Here is a 21015-nt window from a genome sequence, read left to right on the forward strand (position 1 = left end):
GAGATGATGCAAAAACCATTAATACTTGTTACTAATGACGATGGTATCACGGCGCCAGGAATCCGTGCTTTGATTGAGGTGATGAAAGAAATAGGAGAAGTTGTTGTGGTGGCTCCTGACAGTGCGCAATCTGGAATGGGACACGCGGTTACAATCAATAATACCTTGACGTTAGAGAAAGTACAGATTGATCCTGAACTAGAACATGAATACGCTTGCTCGGGTACGCCTGTTGACTGTGTAAAAATTGCTTTAGGGCAAATTCTAGATCGAAAACCTGATTTATGTGTTTCGGGTATCAATCACGGATCGAATTCATCTATTAATGTGATTTATTCGGGAACCATGAGTGCCGCTTTAGAAGCAGGAATGAGCGGAATTCCAGCGATTGGTTTTTCTCTTCTAGATTTTAGCTGGAATGCAGATTTTGATCAAGTTCGTACGTTTGTGCACAAAATCACAACGCAAGCACTAGAGAATGGAATTCCCAAAGAAGTGGTGTTGAATGTAAACTTTCCTCGCTTACAGACTGAGGAAATCAAAGGGATTAAAGTATGTAGACAAGCCAAAGCCGTGTGGATTGAGGACTTCGACAAGCGTACGAGTCCAAATGGAAAAGAATACTACTGGTTAAAAGGAGAGTTTGTCAACCAAGATAAAGGAGAAGATACGGATGAATGGGCATTGCGCAATGGGTTTATTTCTATTGTTCCAGTTCATTTTGATTTAACTGCTCATCACGCCATTAACAGAATTAATAATTGGGAATTAGTATAAATGGGAAAGAGAATACAAGATATCCTATTGGGCTTTCTAATCGGTGCAAGTTTAACCGTAGTGGGGGCTGAGATCTATTTGAGGTTGTTTACCAATTTTGATTTGTTTGTTAATTTTGATTTGATTCGTAAAGCTGGATTACTCGGAAGAATCGTCGCTATTGGAAGTTTATTAAACTTGGGGATATTCACTTATTTTATCAATCGAAGAAAAGACTATTACGCACGAGGCTGCATCTTTGCAGTGATTATTATTACCCTAATTACACAGTTGTTGTAGATGAAGTATTACATTATTGCAGGAGAGGCGTCGGGAGATTTACATGGCGCCAATTTGATGAAAGCGATTTATGCAAAAGATCCTCAAGCGGAAATTCGCTTCTGGGGAGGAGATTTGATGCAAAAAGTTGGTGGGACGTTAGTTAAACATTATAAAGATCTAGCCTTTATGGGGTTTGTAGAAGTTGTTCAAAACCTGCGCACCATCTTAAAAAACATCTCTTTTTGTAAAAGAGATATTGCCGCTTTTGCTCCTGATGTTTTAATCTTTATTGATTATCCTGGGTTTAATATGCGTATTGCGCAATGGGCCAAAGAACATCAAATCCCTACTCATTATTATATCTCTCCTCAAATTTGGGCGTGGAAAGAAAATCGCATTAAGGCTATTAAGCGTGATATCGATTTTATGTATGTGATTTTGCCTTTCGAAAAGGATTTTTATGAGAAAAAGCATCACTATCCCGTAACGTTTGTCGGACATCCTTTGATTGATGAAATCGAGGAATTCAGAAGCCGTGAAAAAGTAGATTTTCGCAAAAAGTATCACTTGGACAACCGACCGATTATTGCCTTATTGCCTGGCAGTAGAAAGCAAGAAATCAAACGACTGTTAGGGGAAATGCTCTCCGTAGTACAAAAAAATCCTGAATATCAATTTGTTATTGCTGGGGCACCAGGACAAGAACCTGCTTTTTATGAGCAATTTTTAAAAGGACAAAACATTTCTTTTATTACCAATGATACCTATGCCTTGTTGGATGTGGCTTTTGCTGCTCTAGTTACTTCAGGAACGGCTACCTTAGAAACAGCCTTGTTTAAAGTGCCTCAAGTGGTTTTATACAAAGGAAATACTATTTCTTATGAAATTGCTAAGCGCATTATTACCTTAAAATACATCTCCTTAGTCAATCTTATTATGGATAATGAGGTGGTTGTCGAGTTGATTCAACACGATTGCAATGCTGAAAGAATTGCGGTAGAATTCGAAAAAATTGTGAAAAGTGAAAAAAGAGATAAAATTTTGTTGGATTATGAAGAATTAATTCATAATTTAGGCGGTCGAGGGGCTAGTGATTTAGCCGCGAATGAAATTATTAAAAATTCTAAGTAAGGATTGATGATGTAAAACCCCCTTTTTGCTATGAAAAATAAAACAATACTTTCCACTCTTTTATTCGGTTTGAGTCTGCTGTGCTCAAGTTATACTCAAGCTGCAAATGCAGAAGCAGAGAACCCAGGTAAGAAGAAAGAAACGCTTGTTTTAAAAGAAAGTAAAAAAACGGATGATGCCATTCGAACGCAATTGGATGCACTGTTAGAAGAAATGAGTACGTCAAAAAATGTAAGTGAGGAAGTTTCTGATCTTGTGTTGAGTGCTGCTTTCGACTTTGAAGGGGTTCGTTATCGCTTTGGTGGAACCACGCGCAGTGGATTGGATTGTTCTGGTTTAGTCGTGAATGCCTTTAATGATACATCAATCAATCTACCTAGAAACTCAAGCGCCATGGCACAAGTTGGAGATAAAATATCTAAAAATGAGGCGCAAAAAGGAGATTTGATTTTCTTTCGTACAGGGAGAGGAAGTCGTATTAGTCATGTAGGTATTATTACGGAAGTAATAGATGATGAAATCAAGTTCATTCACTCTTCTACAAGTAAAGGGGTGATTGTTTCTTCCATTAAAGAAGATTACTATAAAAGAAGATTTGTTCAAATAAACAGAGTTTTATTGGATCAAGATATTTAAATCAAAGGATTTAAACGAAATTGGAGAGAATTTTGATGTACTCGGGATATGAGTCCATTAAAATTCTCTTTTTTGTTTTATGCTACTGCCGTAGCGTCTGGGATTTTGGCTAAAGATTATTGTAGTCTTTTAGCTATGGAAATTCTATTTCTTCTTCTATTCGGAGTACTGGTTGTTTTTGCTTATAGTAAGCAAACGTGGCTCTTTCATCCGATTGCTTTTTATGGAATGGCAATGCTTTACTATTCCTTGTCTTTTATTTTGGGTTTTATGTCGGCCAAGTATAGTGATTGGCAGGATACTCATGCTAGTTATACAACGAAACTTGTTGATCAACATCCGTATGAGGTAAACTATCGGGTCATTCAGAGACATAAGAAGACAAAAGTTGGTAGTTCTTATGTGGTGGTGGTTGAAGCGGTAGATGAAGTTCAAACCCAAGGAAAGGCACTACTTTTAGTTACAGATAGTGTACGCGAAATAGGAAGTCGTTTTCGGGCGATTGGCAAGTTCCGATCGTTTCCTACAGCCGTAAATCCCGGACAGTTTGATTATCGCCTTTTTATGGAACGCAAGCACATCGCAAAACAACTTTGGGTACAACAGGAGATTGAAGTGCCTGGTACAAATAACTTGTATGTCTGGTTGATGAAAGGAAGAGCTACTTTACAGCATCAGATTGAGGCGAATACCGCTTTGTCTAGGTCGAGTAAAGCCCTACTGAATGCCTTGTTGTTAGGGGATAAAAGCCAGATGGAAGAGCAAACGGTTGCGACTTTTCAACAGCTAGGATTGATGCATATCCTGGCTATTTCAGGGCTTCATATCGGGATTATCGCTCTAGCTGTTACAGGGCTTACCTCTTTTCTAAAAAGGCAGTATCGCCTGCTTGTCCTCTTACTGTTCTTGTGGATCTTTGCGTTTATGGCTGGTTTTTCTCCTTCTGTTTTTCGCACTGTATTGATGTGTACGCTGTTAATGTTGTCTCAATTCATACAGCGAAATCAAATCATAGGGGAGCGAATAGGTTTGGCACTTTTTTTAAGTCTGTTGTTTGAACCCAATTGGTTGTTTGATGTAGGTTTTCAATTGAGCTATGTAGCTGTTCTTGGATTAGTTTTCGGTATGCCTTTGTTTAGGTCTTGGTATACGAAATCGCGGGTTGTAAATTATGGATTGGGACTGCTTTATGTCTCTTTTGTAGCTCAATTGAGCGTATTGCCGTTACAATTATACTATTTTCACTCCTTTTCATGGTCTTTTTTGGGTAGTAATCTTTTGATTATTCCCCTAATTACGCTGTTGATATTGAGTGGATTTTGCCTGTTGTGTGTGGGGTGGATTTCATCGGTTATTGCGATGGGGTTGGGTTGGCTTATTGAGCAGATGGTTCGTGTTGCTTTTATCGTGTTACAGGGATTAGAAGGGATTAATGTATCCGTAAATACAGCTTATATTGCCAAAGAAACAGCAATAATACTCTTTATTTTAAGTTGGGGTTTTGCTCTATTCTGGTATCAACCAAGAATAAAACAAGTTGTGTACTTGGGGTTTCTTGTGTTGGTGACTCAGGTTGAATGTTTTCATCTTGCTCAACAACAACAGGGGCGAGAAGAATTTATTATCGCTGCGGTTCAAGGAAGGAAACCGTTGTATTTGCAGGCAGTCGGTCGACAATTGTTTGTTTTTGGACAAGAAGAGGATACTAAAGGAGTGGTAGAGACTTATAGTAAACACTACCTGCCAAAGGCCATCGAAAACAAACCTAGGGCGGATTGGTATCCAGTAGATGCTAAGCGAAAGCTGTTGGTACTGTCTAAAGAGTACCCTAATTATCCTGTAAATACAAAGTTTGAGCTGATTTATCTGATGGATAATGTGCCTGTGAATATCGATCGTCTATTGACCTTACATCAGCCCCAACAGCTTATTTTGGGATATGCCATGCGCAAAGGTTATAAAAATAGAGTTATACAACACTGTATAAAAAAGAAAATCCCTTTTCACGATATGCGCGAAAAGGGATATTGGTCTTCTCAATTCTTTTGAGCTTATATTTTACTCAACAATTGATCTGGTTTGTGATAGCCTACGATCGTTTGTTGAACGTTGCCTTTATCATCTAGGATAACCATCGTTGGATAGCCTGGTACACGTAAGAATAAGGTTAATTCATGGGTAGCATTTCTTCCTTTTCTATTCGCATCATAGTTTGGGTTTTCATATTTTTTCCCGTTATATGTTATGGCTTCGTTTCCTTCCGCATTGAATTTTACAGCATAGTAATTTTTCGTTACATATGCTGCAAATGTAGCGTCGCTAAACGTATTGCTATCTAACATTTTACATGGACCACACCAATCGGTATACACATCCATAAAAATAGGTTTTGGATTCTTTTTTTGTGCAGCTAAAGCGTCATTTAATGACATCCATTTGATTTCTTGTGCCTGTGCGGTTAATCCAACCAAAAGTAAGGCAAATAAAAATGCGATTTTTTTCATTTGTAATTAGGTTTGTTTTTATTTAACACCGTGCATTAAGCGTTTCATTACTGGATTTAGTGCAATAACTAAAATACCTGCAACAATAGGAACAATTGTGAAAATTAAGAAGAAGCCCGATAACGAATACTTTTCTGTAATATTTTCAATCTGGCCTCCTAGTTTAGCTGCTAGATTATTACCAATTGCAATGGCTAAATACCACATACCAAACATAAATGCAATCATTCTCGGCGGAACAAGTTTAGAAACATAAGAAAGTCCTACTGGTGAAGAGAATAACTCTCCTAAGGTATGAAATAAATAGGCAAAAACAAGCCACATCATCGAAACTCTATTCCCTTCCGTAATTCCGTGGGCGCCATAGGCTAATACACCAAACCCTAAAGCCATGATGATTAATCCCAATCCATATTTAATGGATGCCGGTGGATTGTATTTGGAATCCCATAATTTAGAAACTAAAGAAGCAAAGGCAATAATAAAAAAGGAGTTTAAAATAGAGAACCAAGAAGCGGTAATCTCCACCTGGTTGTCTTTAATTTCTTTTACTTCAGCTTGTACAATATGCGGTGTTTTACCTTGTGCTTGGTACTCTGTCATTAGTTTGGTTTCCAAGGCCTCATCTAAGATGTGGTAAGTTCCCAATTCTTCGTACATTTTAATTTGAGCCCCAACTTCATACGTATTACGGTGAGCAATTGTGGTATGTTGTTCTACTATTTTGTCTCCTTCCTGGGCTTGGAAAGCCATTGAAATCGGTTGGTAGTGGAACGTTGGATTGTTTTTATCGTCGTATTTAAGCGAACCGTCTTTGTTTACTGCAGGCGTTTGTACGGTTTCATAGTGTACTTGATAGGCATGGGAAGACCAGTCTCTATCCAACATCCAAACAACAGCTCCCCATACACCTAGGAACGTTAATCCTAAGATAATATTGGAAACCAATGCTTTTTTATAGGTTCTCTTCGCTAAGATGATTAGTACCCAGGAGATTAATGCTAATGGGATAATTGTCAATAACGTGTTGAATATTTTAAATAATAAGGCCGTATTTCCAGAAAGAACACGTTGCGTATTATCACGAGCGAAAATTACAAGTGAAGTTGCTCCTTGTTCAAAACTCATCCAGAAGAAAATCGTAAAGAATGCAAAGATAATTACAGCAATCATACGGTCACGTACTACTTTTGCATAACGGGCAATACGCCAAATTACTAAGATTAAGAATACAATCAATCCGAAGGCAATCCCCACCGTAGAACCATCTTGCCCAAGAATTGTTTCAGGGAATAAGTTAATCCCGCCAACAATACGGAATACGTCGTCAAAGGCGTACATTAACCCAATAACCGTGACAATTGCAATAAAGATATAATCTACTGTTGTAAAAGGATTGCGTTTTAGTGAATCCTTTTCTTCCATTGTCATATTTGTTGTGTCTACGACTACTTCTTTATCGCTTCTCGCTTCTTTAGAAGGCACATCGCCAATCGTTCCAAAGATTGGTTTAGCTAACCAAAATTGCAAAGTTCCCAGCAACATAAATATTCCAGCTAATCCGAATCCCCAGTGCCATCCTACGCGTTCTCCTAAGTATCCACAAAGCATCATTCCAAAGAAGGCACCAGCATTCACTCCCATATAGAAAATCGTATAAGCACCATCTTTCTTTTCAGGGAAGGCTTTGTACATTTCAGATAGGATAGAGGTCATATTGGGTTTAAAGAATCCAGTACCTACAACTAAACATCCTAAACCAATGTACATAAAGGTTTCTCCTTCTAAGGCCATTGCCGCGTGTCCTAAGGTCATAATCAAAGACCCAATGACTACAGCCCAACGGTACCCAATGTATTTATCCGCTAGAATACCCCCGAAGATGGGTGTAATATAAAGTAACATGGCATAGGTTGCAAACAAGGCTCCTGCATCTTCTACATTCCAACCCCAACCCGTGTTGATTCCGATCACGGACATGGTTAAGAATTGAATCAATAAAACTCTCATTCCATAGAAAGAGAATCGCTCCCACATTTCGGTGAAAAATAATACAAATAAACCAGCCGGGTGTCCTAGCACTTTCGTGTCAAAAAAGTTCGGCTGCGTAGTCGAGCTTGTCTGCATAAATTGTTGTTTTTTAAATTGGTTGAGAAAGATAACCATTTTTATTTAGTATAAAAGGCTATTTTTTTTGCTCTCAATAATTTTAATAGAAAATAGTTAGTTATTTCTTATTTTCAATGGGTCTGATGACCAATCTGTCATAGATGACTAAGGTAATCACTGAAAATAGACCAATTCCTACGATGACATACCAAATTTTGTTTGGATTGTATGTATTCCATAGCATATCTACCATATCCCAGTGTGACATCCCCAATTTTTGTTCAGCTAAGGCAAAGTATTCGTTTTTAGAGAAAGGAAAGTGAATTTGACTAATATCGATCGCTTTTGAAGCAGCAAAGTCTTTAAAAGATTGTGCGGCCACCTGCCAATCGACTGATTCAGCTTTTAGATTGAATTGTTGTTCAAAAGACGAAATGGACATATTCAATGCCTTTGCTCCTTCTTCGATGAATTGCTCATGACTGACAACTTCTGGCATTTCAATGCCTCTACCCAGCATTTCGCGTTTTAATAAGGACAGTTTATCTGACCATGATTGGTATAAGCTACCAGAGATAACGCTGGTTACAAAATAACTTGCAGCAACAGGTAAGAAATACGTTCCTTGGTATAACCCTTCTTTTCCTTTAGGTGTAATTAAGGCGATAAAAGAAGAAACGGTTGGGCTGGACATCATTTCACCAACAGAGAAAATCATGGTTCCTAAGATGGTAAAAATGGGGTTGTGTGTATAGAATGTTAGCCCAACTCCAATACTCGCAATAACTGCCCCGCGAATTACGGCATTGATATGACGCATTTTCGTTACAAAGTACGAAATCGTCACTTGGCAGATGATAATCATAAAGGAGTCAATATTGGTAAACCATTCAGGTTTTACCTGTCCATCTTGTGTCAAGAGTGAGCCTAAGAAAGGAACGTTCTCGTTGATCCAAGTACTTAAAGAAGCGGAGTTTACCCAGTCTTCAATAAAGTTAGGTAAAGTGTTGAATAGTTGGTTAAACATGGTCCAGAATCCAATCATCAGCAATAATAAGATCCCTAGACGCACGTCTTTTAGGGCTACAAAAACACCTACAATAGAATCTTTAATTGCTTTACCTATAGATTCTTTGGGTTTTTCAACTTTAGGTTCTTTATAGAATACGAGTAATACAATTAAATTAATGGCAATCACAATGGCCGCTTGAATAAAGATGATTTTCCATCCGTAGGTTGTACGCAAGCCTGAAGACATGGCAGGGCCTATAAATCCTCCGATGTTTACCATCATATAGAAAATACCGAACCCTAAGGTTCCTGTAGATTCATCTGTATTTCGGGCCACAATAGCAGAGGCTACTGGTTTAAAGAAGGCGGCTCCAATGGCAACTAATAAGAACATCGCGTAGACACTCCAATAACTACTTACTTCGCCTAAGAGATAATATCCGGTGATCATGATAATAAAGGAGATTGTCAAGGATAGTTTATACCCTATTCGATCAGCAATCACCCCAAATACAAGAGGCAAGAAGTAGAGAATACCTACGATATTTCCCATAATACTTCCTTTTTGAACATGGTCAAATCCCAATCCTCCCGTGTCGGTTGATCCAACAAGATAAAGCCCTAAAAGGGTATAAATTCCGTACCAAGCCCAACGTTCCATAAGCTCCATGAAACTGGCAATCCAGAAGTTCTTATTGAAAGAGGTTAGCGTTTGCCAAAACGATTTGTTATTTTGTGACATGATGATAAAAGGGTGTTAAAATTAAGGAGTGTAATTTAATTCCTATATTCTATATGGCAATGGATTTCGTGTTAAAAAAAACGGGCTAAAAAGAGAAAAAGCGACCAATAGGTCGCTCTTGTCTTGTTTATTATAGAAAAAAATGTAGTCGTATTACTTCACTTCTTGCATTAATTTTTTCATTAGGGGAGAAAGTGCAATTAAGATAACCCCTGCTATCACAGCATATAGACCTAAATCTTTATATCCATCCGTATAAGATAGTAGAGCATCGTAGTTCGGATGGTTTCCTGTTACAGCCTCTGTATGTCCTTTAGACATTGCTGCACCAATAATACCCGCTACATATTGTCCATATGCACTTGCTAAGAACCACATTCCCATCATCATTCCTTGTAGGTTTGCTGTGGATAGTTTTGTCATAATAGACAATCCAATCGGCGATAAACAAAGCTCTCCTAAGGTAATGATTAATAAAGCGAAAGTAAAGAAGTCTAACGACGTCATACCTGCAGCATCAGCGAAGAATCTTGTTCCGAATAAGGCGTAGTATCCTGCCCCTAAAAGGATAAATCCTAAACCAAATTTCATTACGGTGTTTGGCTCAATTTTCTTTTTCGCCATCCAAATCCACAATAATCCTAATAAAGGCGCGATGAAGATAATGAAGAAAGCACCTCCCGAGTTATTCACTCCGTTTGGATCTAGGTGCATCCCTAATAATTCTGCATTTAAGTTCTTTGCAGCGAAAATGCTCAATGAACCTCCTGCTTGTTCGTAGATTCCGAAGAATAAAATAGAGAAGAAAATGAAGACTAAAGCAGCAATAATTTTTTTGCGTTCTGCACTAGTCAATTTCGTCATTTCATAGAACAAATAGATTAACGCTAAAGGACCAACGGTGTACATAAAGTAAGCGGTATAATCTGTATTGTCAATCATGAATACAATTACAGGAACCATAGCAAAGGTTAATACATACGTACCAACTTCTTTCCACAATGGCATTCTTATTTGTTCTCCATTCGCATTGGTTTGCGTCGGTTGAAGTCCAATTGGACCTAAGTGTCTCTTTGTAAAGATAAAGTTGATTAAACTCACTAACATTACGAAAGCAGCTAAACCAAAAGCAACACTCCAACGGTGTTCTACCGAAATGGAATCTTCAAATAAGTGCCCTTTACCAATGGCAATACATAAATATCCACCGATAAGTGCTCCTAAGTTAATCCCCGCATAGAACAAAGAGAAACCAGCGTCTGTACGGTCATCTCCTTTTTTGTACAATTTACCTACCATGGTAGAGATATTCGGTTTAAAGAAACCAGTACCAATTACGGTGAAGGCAATTCCGATAAAAAAGTAAGCATGTGGATCAATAGCTAGGATTAAACTTCCTAGAATCATCATGGCTCCACCCCAAAACAGCGATTTTCGGAAACCTAAAATTTTATCTGCAAAAATACCCCCTAAGAAGGTAAAGGCGTATACGAATGCTTGCGTAGCACCGTATTGTAAGTTAGCTTGTGCTTCTTCAAATTTAAGTTGGTCAATCATAAAGAAAACCAACATTCCTCTCATACCATAGAACGAAAAACGTTCCCACATTTCTGAGAAAAATAAGCTCCAAATTTGCTTCGGGTATTTACCAGAGAAATTTTGAATCTCTTCTAATGTCTGTGTTTGACTCATTTTTTATAGTTTTATTTATTGTGCAATGCACGGTGGGTTAGCGAACACCGTGCATTAGTTTTTTCAATAATGGATTTACTAACATCACCAATACTGCCGCGGCAGCAGGGATTAACGTAAACAAGAAGAAGAAGTGACTCAAGGAATATTCTTCTTTAATATTCTCAATTTGACCTCCTAGGATAGCGGCAAATTTCTGTGCAATTGCCAAGGCTAAGTACCACATACCAAACATGAAGGCTAGCATTTTTGCAGGTACAAGTTTGGATACATAGGACAGTCCAACGGGTGAAATAAATAATTCCCCTAAAGTATGGAATAAGTATGTTAAAACTAGAAATATCATTGACATTTTTACACCATCACCTAATCCCATAGAACCTAACCCTAAGATTAAGAATCCAATAGCTACTAATAATAAACCAATTCCGTATTTGAATGCTGCGGGTGGATTGTATTTTGAATCCCATAGTTTGGATACAGAAGAAGCTAAAGCAATAATAAAGAATGAGTTCAAAATAGAGAACCAAGATACTTTAATTTGAGAAACATCTTTCAGGAACTCTTCTCTCAACATATAGATTGCCATTGCCCAGATTCCTGCAAAACAAATGAATAAAATAACATTCGATAGGGCGATTTTTTTCCACGTTGCTTTGGCTAGCAGGATTAATACCCATGAAATAATCATCAAAGGAATAATAGTTAAACACGTATTGATGATGTTGAATATAGTTAAAGTCGTACCTTCTAATGTTCGGTCTACATAATCTCTAGCAACAAGTACCAAGGAAGTCGCTCCTTGTTCAAAACTCATAAAGAAGAACATCAAGAAGAATGCCAATAAAATTACGGCAAACATGCGGTCTCTAATTACTTTTCCGTAGCGTAAAATACGCGAAATTACCAAATATAAGAAAGCCACTAAAGCCAAGATCGCCATCAAGTTTTGTCCACGTAAGAAAGGCGTGTCTAAGGTTTCAAATACATCCAATACCCCATTTTTAGATAGTGGATCGTTGAAAGCGTATAACAAACCAATAACAGAAACTAAACCGATTAGGATATAGTCTACAATCGTATAAGGATTCTTGGTTTCTTCTTCTTCTTTGATTTGCTCTGCTGTTTTTTCTACAGAAGTATCTTCTTTTTTCAAGACACCTACATCGCCAAATAGTGGTTTAGCTAACCAGAATTGGATCGTTCCTAATAGCATAAAAATACCCGCTAATCCAAATCCATAGTGCCATCCTTTTGTTTCGGCTAAATAACCACAAAGTAACATTCCGAAGAAAGCCCCTGAGTTTACTCCCATATAGAAGATAGTATAAGCAGCATCTTTTTTCTCAGGAAGGGCTTTATACATTTCTCCTAACATCGAAGGCATATTCGGTTTAAAGAAACCTGTTCCAATAACCAAACAAGCTAATCCGACGAAGAACCAGATTTTAGAGATTCCCTCTGCTGCCATAGAAGCGTGACCGACAGTCATAATAACCGCACCAATGATTACAGCCCAACGAGAACCAATGTATTTATCGGCAATAACTCCTCCTAAAATTGGAGTTAAATAAAGTAACATCGCGTATGTACCATAAAGAGCACCGGCTTGTTCTGCGGACCAACCCCAACCAGAGAACTCACTGCCAAAAAGCACTTGAGCGGTTAAGAATTGCATCAATAAGACTCTCATTCCGTAGAATGAGAAACGTTCCCACATTTCTGTAAAGAAAAGAACGAAAAGACCTGCTGGATGCCCTAAGACATTAGACTTAAAAAGGTCTGATTTAGTAGCTGTTTCTGCTGCCATTTACGTTAAATTTAGTATAGTTTGTTTTAAAGTTTAAACTATAGTTTACTAGTTGATTGTTAGTGTATTATAGGTTGTTTAAGATGAAATTCGTCATCTTGGTGTAAAGTTGTAAGCGGGTGTTGCCGCCATAGATACCGTGGTTTTTATCGGGATAAATTAACCAATCGAAATCTTTGTTGTGTTGCACCAACGTTTCAATCATCGCCATAGCATTTTGTACATGTACATTGTCATCTGCACTACCGTGTACTAATAAATAACGACCTTTTAGTTGGTTGGCAAAAAAGTAAGGGGAGTTATCATCGTAACCTGATGGATTCTCTTGCGGGGTCTTCATGTAACGCTCCGTATATATCGAATCATAATACCTCCAGTTGATTACTGGAGCTACTGCAATAGCCATTTTGAATACATCATTGCCTTTCAATAAGCAATTGGTCGACATGAAACCACCATAACTCCAGCCCCAAATACCAATTCGGTTAGCATCGACATAGCTTTGCTTGGCTAAGTATTTCGCTGCTTCAATCTGATCTTCAACCTCGAATTTACCTAATTCATACTGCGTAACTTTCTTGAAAGCTGCTCCTCGGAATCCTGTTCCTCTACCATCTACTGTTACTACGATATACCCTTTTTGAGTCAACATCGCATGCCAGTAATCGTTTGAGTCAAACCATTTGTCTGCCACTTGTTGTGATCCTGGTCCACTGTATTGATACATGAAAACAGGATACGTTTTCGATGCGTCAAAATCAGCAGGTTTCATCACCCAAGCATTCAATAAAAGACCATCTACCGTTGGAATCTGAGTGAACTCTTTTTGTGGAAGTTGGTACGATTTTACTTTGTGCTCTAAAGTCGAATTGTTCAAAATTTCTTTAACTACTTTCCCCGTTTTACTTTCTTGTAAGGTGTATTGCGGAGCAGTAGTAGTCGAAGAGTAGGTGTTGATGAATAAATCGAATTTCGGGCTGAAAATAGCTGTATTCGTTCCTTGTTTTGAAGATAATAATGTTTTGTTTTTTCCGTTTAAATCAATAGAATAAATATCTCTGTAAATCGAGCCTCGTTCTACTGATTGATAGAACAATTTTTTGTTTTTTAAATCAATCCCATAGTAATCTGTTACTTCCCAGTTCCCTTTGGTGATTTGATTTAATAATTTTCCGTCTTTGTTGTAGTGGTATAAATGGTTGTTGCCATCGCGTTCACTTAACCAAACAAAATCGTTATTGGTTAAAAAAGAAAGATCGTGCACATCAACATAGGCTTCGTCCTTTTCATTTAAAATCAACTTTTTGGCCAGGGTAGTACCATCGACAAAAAATACTTTTAAGTCGTTTTGATGCCTGTTGATAATTTGTATGCTTAAGTACTGGGCCTCATTCGTCCATTTAATTCTCGGAATATAGAAATCGGAGAATTCAGATAAATCTACCTGGCTATTAGATGCTTTTGCTAAATCGTAGATATAAAGGGATACTTCCGCATTTTTCTCTCCTGCTTTAGGATATTTGAATTGGTCCTGAGTAGGGTATAATCCGTTGCCATACACATCCATAGAATATTCAGGAACTTCTGTCTCGTCAAATTTGACATAGGCTAATTGCGTACTTTCTTGGTTCCAGTCAAACATGCGAACCACGCTAAATTCCTCCTCATAGACCCAATCCGAAATACCATTGATGATGTGATTTTTCGCTCCATCTTGTGTTACCTGTATAGTTTGTTGGGTAGCAATCGTATAAATGTATAGATTATTTTGGTAGGCGTAGGCAATCTTTGTTCCATCAGGTGAGAATAAAGGCTCCATGATGGGATGGTTGGCAATTTTTGTCGTTTGATTCGTCTTGGGATTAAATAAGTAGTAATCCGCTAAAAACGAACGACGATAAATCGGTGTTGTATTTGTTCCAATTAGAATTTGCTCCTCTTTCGCGTCAAAAACATAACTTTCTATCGATTTAATCTCGGGAAAAGTAACATTACTAAATACTGTTTTGGCTTTTTCTAAGGTAGAGAAGTTGTATAAATTGATGACTTGGTGCTGCTTAGAGATTCGCTCAATACGCGCATATTGATTTTGTGTGTTGAGCGTGTTAACCGCTTGCATAGCCTCCGTTTTAAAGGTGCCATTCCAAATTTCAGATAGCTCAATCTTCTTTTGTGCAAGACCAATTTGCGTGGCAATCACACAAATCAGTGAGGTGATTTTAATGTATTTCATTATCTAATTAGTCGAAAAAACTTCCAATTTTACTGAAAAAATATGATTTATGCCAATTTTCATTGAGATTAATTAATAAAAACTTAATTTCATTGACGCGATTTTAGTAGCGAAAGTCCTAATACCTTAAACAAATCGTATCGAATTTTGTCGATTTTCGTTTTTTAAACTCTGTTGTTTAGAGTATTCTTGCATCATAGATAATTTGGGATTTTGTTGGATGCTTTTTTGTTTTTTGTTATTTGGCTTTTGTTGGTAACTTTTTCGTGTGATGCTTTTTTGCTTTTTCGTTGGCTGCTTTTTTATCTCATCTAATTGATATTTTGTTTAGGTATTTATTGAAGATAGATCACTTACTTTTCTATATCCGATAATTGGATCTTTTTACCCCAACCCCCAACCCCCAACCCCCAAAAGCCGAACACCAAACACCAAATCCCAAAAAGCAAAAAAAAACCAGTAGAATCATGTATCTTTGTCTTTAAAAGTAATACATCATGATAGGGAGTATAAATGGGTTTTCGAAACTAAACAAGGAAGAGAAAATCAATTGGATAGCAAAAACATATTTAAACAACCAAACAGCGGTCGTAGATTTAATCAAGCAATACTGGAATGCTGACGAGGATTTACAAAAATTACACGATGAGTTTATTGAGAATACCATCACGAATTTTTACTTACCTCTAGGGGTTGCCCCCAATTTTTTAATCAATGATACGTGGTATACCATCCCTATGGTGATTGAGGAAAGCTCTGTGGTTGCTGCAGCGTCTAAAGCTGCTAAGTTTTGGGCGGATCGCGGTGGATTTAAAGCTACTATTTTAAATACAGAAAAAATAGGGCAAGTTCACTTTATGTATAAAGGGGATAAACAAAAACTACAAGCGTTTGTTCAGGCCATACAACCTGTTTTCTTGGCTGATACGTTTTCGATTACTCAAAATATGCAAAAACGTGGTGGAGGAATCTTAGCTGTCGAATTGCGTGATAAAACGCAAGAAATTGCAGATTACTACCAATTACACGTTACGTTTGAAACCAAAGACAGTATGGGCGCGAATTTTATTAATTCGTGTCTTGAGCAAATGGCGACTACGTTAAAACGAGAAGCGTTGAGCTACGGGGCATTCGATGCGCAAGAAAGAGAAATTGATGTGGTGATGAGTATCTTGTCGAATTTCGTGCCAAATTGTGTGGTTCGCGCGGAAGTATCATGTCCGATCGAAGCATTAGCGTCAAGTGAAATCAAAGATCCTGTTCTTTTTGCAGAGAAATTTGTGCAAGCGGTTCGCATTGCAGAAATCGAACCGTTTCGTGCAGTAACGCATAATAAAGGGGTGATGAATGGCGTGGATGCAGTAGTCTTAGCCACAGGAAATGATTTTCGTGCGATTGAAGCAGGAGTTCATGCCTATGCAGCGAAAGACGGACAGTACCGCAGTTTATCTCATGCCTCCATTGAAAATGGAATGTTTCGATTTTGGATTGATTTACCGTTAGCTGTCGGAACTGTAGGAGGATTAACATCTTTGCATCCTATGGTGAAAATCGCTTTGCAAATGCTGCAAAAACCATCAGCTACTCAATTGATGCAAATCATTGCAGTAGCAGGTTTAGCACAAAATTTTGCAGCAGTTAAATCACTAACTACTACGGGTATTCAACAAGGGCATATGAAAATGCATTTGATGAACATCTTGAATCAGTTTAAGGCAACAGATGAGGAACGTATAAAAGTGGTAGCTCATTTTGAGCAACATGTGGTGTCTCATAGTGCAGTTGTTGAGTTATTAGAAACACTGAGAAAATAGGCAAATGGAATTTTATAGTGCTGGCAAGCTTTTGATTTCAGGAGAATATCTTGTATTAGACGGGGCTTTGGCTTTTGCTTTACCTACTTCGTATGGTCAGACTTTGTACGTGGAAGATCAAAAACAAAACAGTATTCTTTGGACAAGTTATGATGTGGATGGAACGATTTGGATGCAAGAGGAAGTCGCTGTCGAGCAACTTTTGATCAATGAGGATGTAGAGGGAACGGAATACTTGCGAACGCTTGTTAAAGTATTGAGAGCTGCGCATCGACAAAATCCAGAGATTTTACAGACTAAGCAAGGATTTAAAGTAGATAGTAAACTAAGTTTTCTACGATTGTGGGGATTGGGAACGTCATCCACATGGATCAACAATGTAGCGCAGTGGTTTGACATCAATCCCTACCAATTGCTACAAGAATCATTTGGAGGAAGTGGCTATGACATTGCCTGTGCAAAACATCGCACCGCATTATTTTATCAATTGACGAATCCGTATCATCCCAAAGTAGAACTAATCGAGTTTCATCCTTGCTTCAAAGCAAATTTGTATTTTGTTTACCTCAATGAAAAACAAAGTAGCAAAGCTGCTATTGAAACCTATCGAACAAAAAAGGAATTAATTGGCAGTCAAATCGATCGCATTTCGACTATTAGTCGCGCATTGGTCACGGCAAAAAGTTTGGAGGAGTTTCAAGATTTAATGCAAGAACACGAAGAAATCCTAGGTGCTATTCTAGAAACCCAACCTGTTCAAGACCGATTATTTCCTGATTTTAAAGGAACAATTAAAAGTTTAGGTGCCTGGGGAGGAGATTTTGTTTTAGTAGCAACCGAAGAAGACCCAACGGCTTATTTTTTCAAAAAAGGATATCCTACTGTTGTTCCTTATGAAAAGATGATAGCCCGATAAGATAAAAAAACAGAACTCGAAGTTGAACTTCGAGTTTTTTTATTTGTTCCAGCCTGATTATCTGCTTTATGGAGTAAAAAAAGTAAGTGAAATGAGCTAATATACTCAGTTTGATTCGGATACTCAAGGAGATAATTCATTTGGTCAACAGATTGATGGTTTTTTGTTGGTTTTGCTGGTTATTTGTGAAAAATAAGGGTTCGTGCACAGTTTTGAAGGAGAATCTAGTAGAATTCAGTATATTTATATTGTTTTAATTCGTTGATAACTGATTTAGTTTCCGAATGTGTTCAATTGTATGAAATAGCTTTTTAGGTATGAGCAATATGGGAGGAAGCTATGAAGGAAAAGGCATCTTTATCGGGTGCCTTTTTCGCGTCATATCAGCTATTTTCAATATCTTTAAGGAAGAAAAAGAAAAATAGCTATGATTCAGGGAATTTTACAGGCAGTTGAACATCGGCCTTGGCCCTTACCTAAAGGGAAATGGAAGTATTATCAGGAGTGGAATCGATTGCTCTTCTTGCATTTTGAAATTCCTTTTGAAACTCTGAGAGCCTTAGTTCCTGCCGCTTTAGAATTAGATGATTTAGATGGGAAATACTATATTTCTGTTGTTCCTTTTACCATGGAACAAATTCGACCGCGTTTGCTACCTGCTGTTGGAATTGTGTCTAATTTTGACGAATTGAATGTGAGAACCTATGTAAAAAAAGGAGGGAAAGCAGGGGTGTACTTTCTCAATATTGAAGGTGGTAAATCGCTATCGGTTTATGTTTCTAAAAAATTATCGGGCTTACCGTATGAAAAAGCAGCGATGAAACGCAAAACAGGCAGTTATACCTCGTTTAATGAAAAAAAGCAATTTCAGTTTGACGCTCGTTATACCATTGGAAATTTAGTGAAACAGAAAACCCCTTTGCAAGTGTGGTTGACTGAACGCTATTGCTTATACGTTTATGTCAAAAATAAGCTCTATCGTTACCAGATTCACCATAAAGTGTGGGAGTTGAAAGAAATTGTTTTTGAGCATTTAAAAGTAGATTATGCTTTGCCCGGTATTCGACTAACCGAAAACGAGGTGATCGCTCCTAATTATTCAGAGGGTATTCAAGTCGTGGCATGGAGTAAAGAAATAATTACAGACTAAAATCTAGAGCAATGAAAATAAATATACTACTACTAGGGTTTCTTTTGAGTGGTTTTACCTATGCGCAAGATTGGGTAGGAACATGGAAAACGAATGAACTCATCACTTATAAGACGATAGAAGAATATGTATTAACACCCGCGAATCTAGCAGCAGATGCTACGAAAATAGAACGCTTTGGGAACTTTATTGTTTTTAATGCGGATCAAACGTTCGAGTCTTATTATACTGCTCCTTGTGGCAATGATTGTTTTACTACCACGGCAGGAATCTATACGATTAAGGATGAGAATCAAATAGCATTAACCTTGTATCGCCTGAATCAAGAGGGCATGTGTATGCAATCTCGAACGGAAACGGTCGACTTAGGAATCTATGATATACTCAAAGAGAAAGATAGTATGCGTTTGGTTAAGCGTAAGAAGTAATAAATCTTTAGTCTAAAAGAAACAAACGATGGCAACATACTGGATACAACTACCCGAGCCCTGTTCTGAAGATTGGAACCAAATGACACCTTTAGAAAAAGGGCGTTTCTGTGTGCTTTGTGAAAAGACGGTTTACGATTTTTCCAATTATACAAAACAAGAATTAGTTCTACACCTTCAACGAGAAGGAAAGGTTTGTGGACGTATCCCAACTAAATATTTGGATATAGCGTTAAGTGAATCAAAAGCGAATCGCGGTATAGGTATGCAAGGAATTGTTGCAGCGGCGATAAATCTGTTGTTGTTGACGACAACTGCTGCTGTACAGGGTCAAGAAAAAGTGAAGGTAGAACAGCAAGTGAAAGAGAGCGAAAATATACCTGAAACCAAACAACAGCAAACGAAGCAAACGTTTAGAGTTATTCGAGGGAAAGTGATGGACGAAGAAGGTTTTGCATTGCCCAGTGTTAGTGTGCTAATTAAAGGCACTCAACTTGGCGTAGGCACAGATTTGGATGGGGGTTTTGAATTAAAGGTGCCTAAAGAATATGATGTAGTCGATTTAGTTTTTACAACTTTTGGAATGGAAGACTATCCGATTACAATTACAAATTTTGAAACTCCATTACTAGTAACAATGAAAGCTGGGGATGATACAATAATCACTACAGGGTTAATTATTGTGAAGAAGAAAAAAAAGTGGCTCTTTTTCTAAAGCATTGCTTGTAGGGCTTTAATTTTTTCTTGTCTAGCGGCATCATACGTCTGTGTGGTTTGATTAATCCCTTGATAGAGAGGCAGTGCTAAACGTTGATAAGCAATAACTAGCTCTGAGTTTGTTCTTTTTGGCTGCGTAGCGGTAGCGGCAAGCAAATCTGCAAGTAATTCTTGATTTTTAGCATCAAAAGAAGGATGTAATTCAAGATAGACTTGGAGTTCCTCAGGAGACTCTAAAAACAATAAATGGGATACATCTAGTTCAGTTTGTTCCTTCAGTTTTGAAACAAAATCAGGAAACAGTAATTCGCCTTGATCTTCCAAAGGCAAGGAATTAAAAAAGGCCCTTAAAGTAAGAGCCGTTTGTTCGATAAGTTGTAAAATAGTATCTCGTGTTTCCATTAACGTACTGGTCGTAGCGTATTGCTAAAAGTTACTTTGAACGGATTGTCTTTGTTACTGTTTTTCATGATGTAAATAAACTTAAACATCTTTGCATGGTCACTTTCAATTGTTACTTCACTATTGGTATAGGTGTCGGTGATAGTAAAATCATCGGTGTTCTCTACGCGAACAGATTTGGCAATTCCATTGGATAAATCACTCATGGTCATTCCTTTGAAAAACGTTTTGTTGCTGTTTTTTACCACAATGTTTTCTCCTTTGAATCCTTGGGTTAAAATAACAACACTGTATTTATCTCCTGTAGCTTGCATCCCTTGTAAATAGGACTCTTTCGTCTTGTCTGTAACAGAACGGAAATCGTCTCGTACTTGGGCGTAGGAAGGTAAATCAATCACGTCTTTGGCTTCGGGTAAGCGGTTTTCTTCTTTAATCTCTTCTAAACGTTCTTCAATCGATAAATCTTTGGAAGCGTTACTGCTGTCGCTACTGCTTGAACTACTCCCAGGTGGAACAGATTTACACATGGCGAATAAAACAAGCAGGAATAAAAAGGGCAATTTTTTCATAATCTTAATTTTACAATGATAAGGATGCGATTGTAAGTAAGTATCTTTGTGGTTGTAAAGATAAATGTTTCAGGTAAAATAAAAAAAGGATCTTTACTTAATGGTTAAATACA

At 37.6% G+C, this 21015-nt stretch carries 18 protein-coding genes; 10 read left to right on the top strand and 8 right to left on the bottom strand.

Going from position 1 to position 21015, the window contains the following annotated elements:
* Positions 1–6 precede the first annotated feature (6 nt).
* The 5 genes from surE to ACLJX0_RS03125 are packed head-to-tail and all read left to right on the top strand — an operon-like array spanning position 7 to position 4854.
* Positions 7–777 carry a 5'/3'-nucleotidase SurE gene (gene surE, locus ACLJX0_RS03105; protein WP_410878720.1) on the top strand — a complete coding sequence of 257 codons (771 nt, stop codon included), beginning with the start codon at positions 7–9 and terminating at the stop codon, positions 775–777.
* The gene (locus ACLJX0_RS03110; RefSeq protein ID WP_410878336.1) at positions 778–1056 is read left to right on the top strand and encodes a hypothetical protein; all 279 of its coding nucleotides are present in this window, start codon (positions 778–780) and stop codon (positions 1054–1056) included.
* Positions 1057–2169 (top strand): lipid-A-disaccharide synthase, encoded by a 1113-nt coding sequence (gene lpxB, locus ACLJX0_RS03115; protein WP_410878338.1) that lies wholly within the window; start codon positions 1057–1059, stop codon positions 2167–2169.
* A gap of 30 nt (positions 2170–2199) precedes the next feature.
* Complete coding sequence (locus ACLJX0_RS03120) at positions 2200–2805, top strand: C40 family peptidase (RefSeq protein ID WP_410878340.1); 606 nt, start codon at positions 2200–2202, stop codon at positions 2803–2805.
* 48 nt (positions 2806–2853) lie between these two features.
* Positions 2854–4854 carry a ComEC/Rec2 family competence protein gene (locus ACLJX0_RS03125; protein ID WP_410878342.1) on the top strand — a complete coding sequence of 667 codons (2001 nt, stop codon included), beginning with the start codon at positions 2854–2856 and terminating at the stop codon, positions 4852–4854.
* Between the two features lie 2 nt (positions 4855–4856).
* Here ACLJX0_RS03125 and ACLJX0_RS03130 read toward each other — a convergent pair whose 3' ends face one another.
* The 6 genes from ACLJX0_RS03130 to ACLJX0_RS03155 form a co-directional block, all read right to left on the bottom strand.
* Positions 4857–5309 carry a thioredoxin family protein gene (locus tag ACLJX0_RS03130; RefSeq protein WP_410878344.1) on the bottom strand — a complete coding sequence of 151 codons (453 nt, stop codon included), beginning with the start codon at positions 5307–5309 and terminating at the stop codon, positions 4857–4859.
* A gap of 18 nt (positions 5310–5327) precedes the next feature.
* Positions 5328–7436, bottom strand: coding sequence for a peptide MFS transporter (locus tag ACLJX0_RS03135; RefSeq protein ID WP_410878346.1), 2109 nt, complete (start codon positions 7434–7436; stop codon positions 5328–5330).
* Between the two features lie 100 nt (positions 7437–7536).
* Complete coding sequence (locus tag ACLJX0_RS03140; protein WP_410878347.1) at positions 7537–9171, bottom strand: MFS transporter; 1635 nt, start codon at positions 9169–9171, stop codon at positions 7537–7539.
* A gap of 153 nt (positions 9172–9324) precedes the next feature.
* Entirely contained in the window at positions 9325–10863 is a 1539-nt protein-coding gene (locus tag ACLJX0_RS03145; RefSeq protein ID WP_410878349.1) for a peptide MFS transporter, read from the bottom strand.
* 37 nt (positions 10864–10900) lie between these two features.
* On the bottom strand, positions 10901–12673 hold the full coding sequence (locus ACLJX0_RS03150; protein WP_410878351.1) for a peptide MFS transporter: 1773 nt from the start codon (positions 12671–12673) through the stop codon (positions 10901–10903).
* A gap of 67 nt (positions 12674–12740) precedes the next feature.
* Positions 12741–14906 carry a S9 family peptidase gene (locus ACLJX0_RS03155; RefSeq protein ID WP_410878353.1) on the bottom strand — a complete coding sequence of 722 codons (2166 nt, stop codon included), beginning with the start codon at positions 14904–14906 and terminating at the stop codon, positions 12741–12743.
* A gap of 497 nt (positions 14907–15403) precedes the next feature.
* Here ACLJX0_RS03155 and ACLJX0_RS03160 point away from each other — a divergent pair, with 497 nt between their 5' ends.
* From ACLJX0_RS03160 to ACLJX0_RS03180, 5 genes are all read left to right on the top strand, one after another.
* Positions 15404–16720, top strand: a complete 1317-nt coding sequence (locus ACLJX0_RS03160; protein WP_410878355.1) for a hydroxymethylglutaryl-CoA reductase, degradative — start codon at positions 15404–15406, stop codon at positions 16718–16720.
* A 4-nt stretch (positions 16721–16724) separates the two neighbouring features.
* Positions 16725–17636 carry a GYDIA family GHMP kinase gene (locus ACLJX0_RS03165; protein WP_410878357.1) on the top strand — a complete coding sequence of 304 codons (912 nt, stop codon included), beginning with the start codon at positions 16725–16727 and terminating at the stop codon, positions 17634–17636.
* 421 nt (positions 17637–18057) lie between these two features.
* Entirely contained in the window at positions 18058–18786 is a 729-nt protein-coding gene (locus ACLJX0_RS03170) for a YqjF family protein (RefSeq protein WP_410878721.1), read from the top strand.
* Positions 18787–18797: 11 nt separating this feature from the next.
* On the top strand, positions 18798–19214 hold the full coding sequence (locus ACLJX0_RS03175) for a hypothetical protein (protein WP_410878359.1): 417 nt from the start codon (positions 18798–18800) through the stop codon (positions 19212–19214).
* 28 nt (positions 19215–19242) lie between these two features.
* Positions 19243–19929: a carboxypeptidase-like regulatory domain-containing protein gene (locus ACLJX0_RS03180; RefSeq protein WP_410878361.1), complete on the top strand. Its 687-nt coding sequence runs from the start codon at positions 19243–19245 to the stop codon at positions 19927–19929.
* On the opposite strand, the gene ACLJX0_RS03185 is transcribed toward ACLJX0_RS03180, so the two are convergent.
* On the bottom strand, positions 19926–20333 hold the full coding sequence (locus ACLJX0_RS03185) for a hypothetical protein (RefSeq protein WP_410878363.1): 408 nt from the start codon (positions 20331–20333) through the stop codon (positions 19926–19928). The two genes, ACLJX0_RS03180 and ACLJX0_RS03185, sit on opposite strands and share 4 nt — an antisense overlap.
* On the bottom strand, positions 20333–20902 hold the full coding sequence (locus ACLJX0_RS03190) for a hypothetical protein (protein WP_410878364.1): 570 nt from the start codon (positions 20900–20902) through the stop codon (positions 20333–20335). Before ACLJX0_RS03190 ends, ACLJX0_RS03185 begins: the two co-directional genes overlap by 1 nt.
* Positions 20903–21015 lie beyond the last annotated feature (113 nt).

Source organism: Myroides sp. DW712 (assembly GCF_046557355.1).
GTDB lineage: Bacteria > Bacteroidota > Bacteroidia > Flavobacteriales > Flavobacteriaceae > Flavobacterium.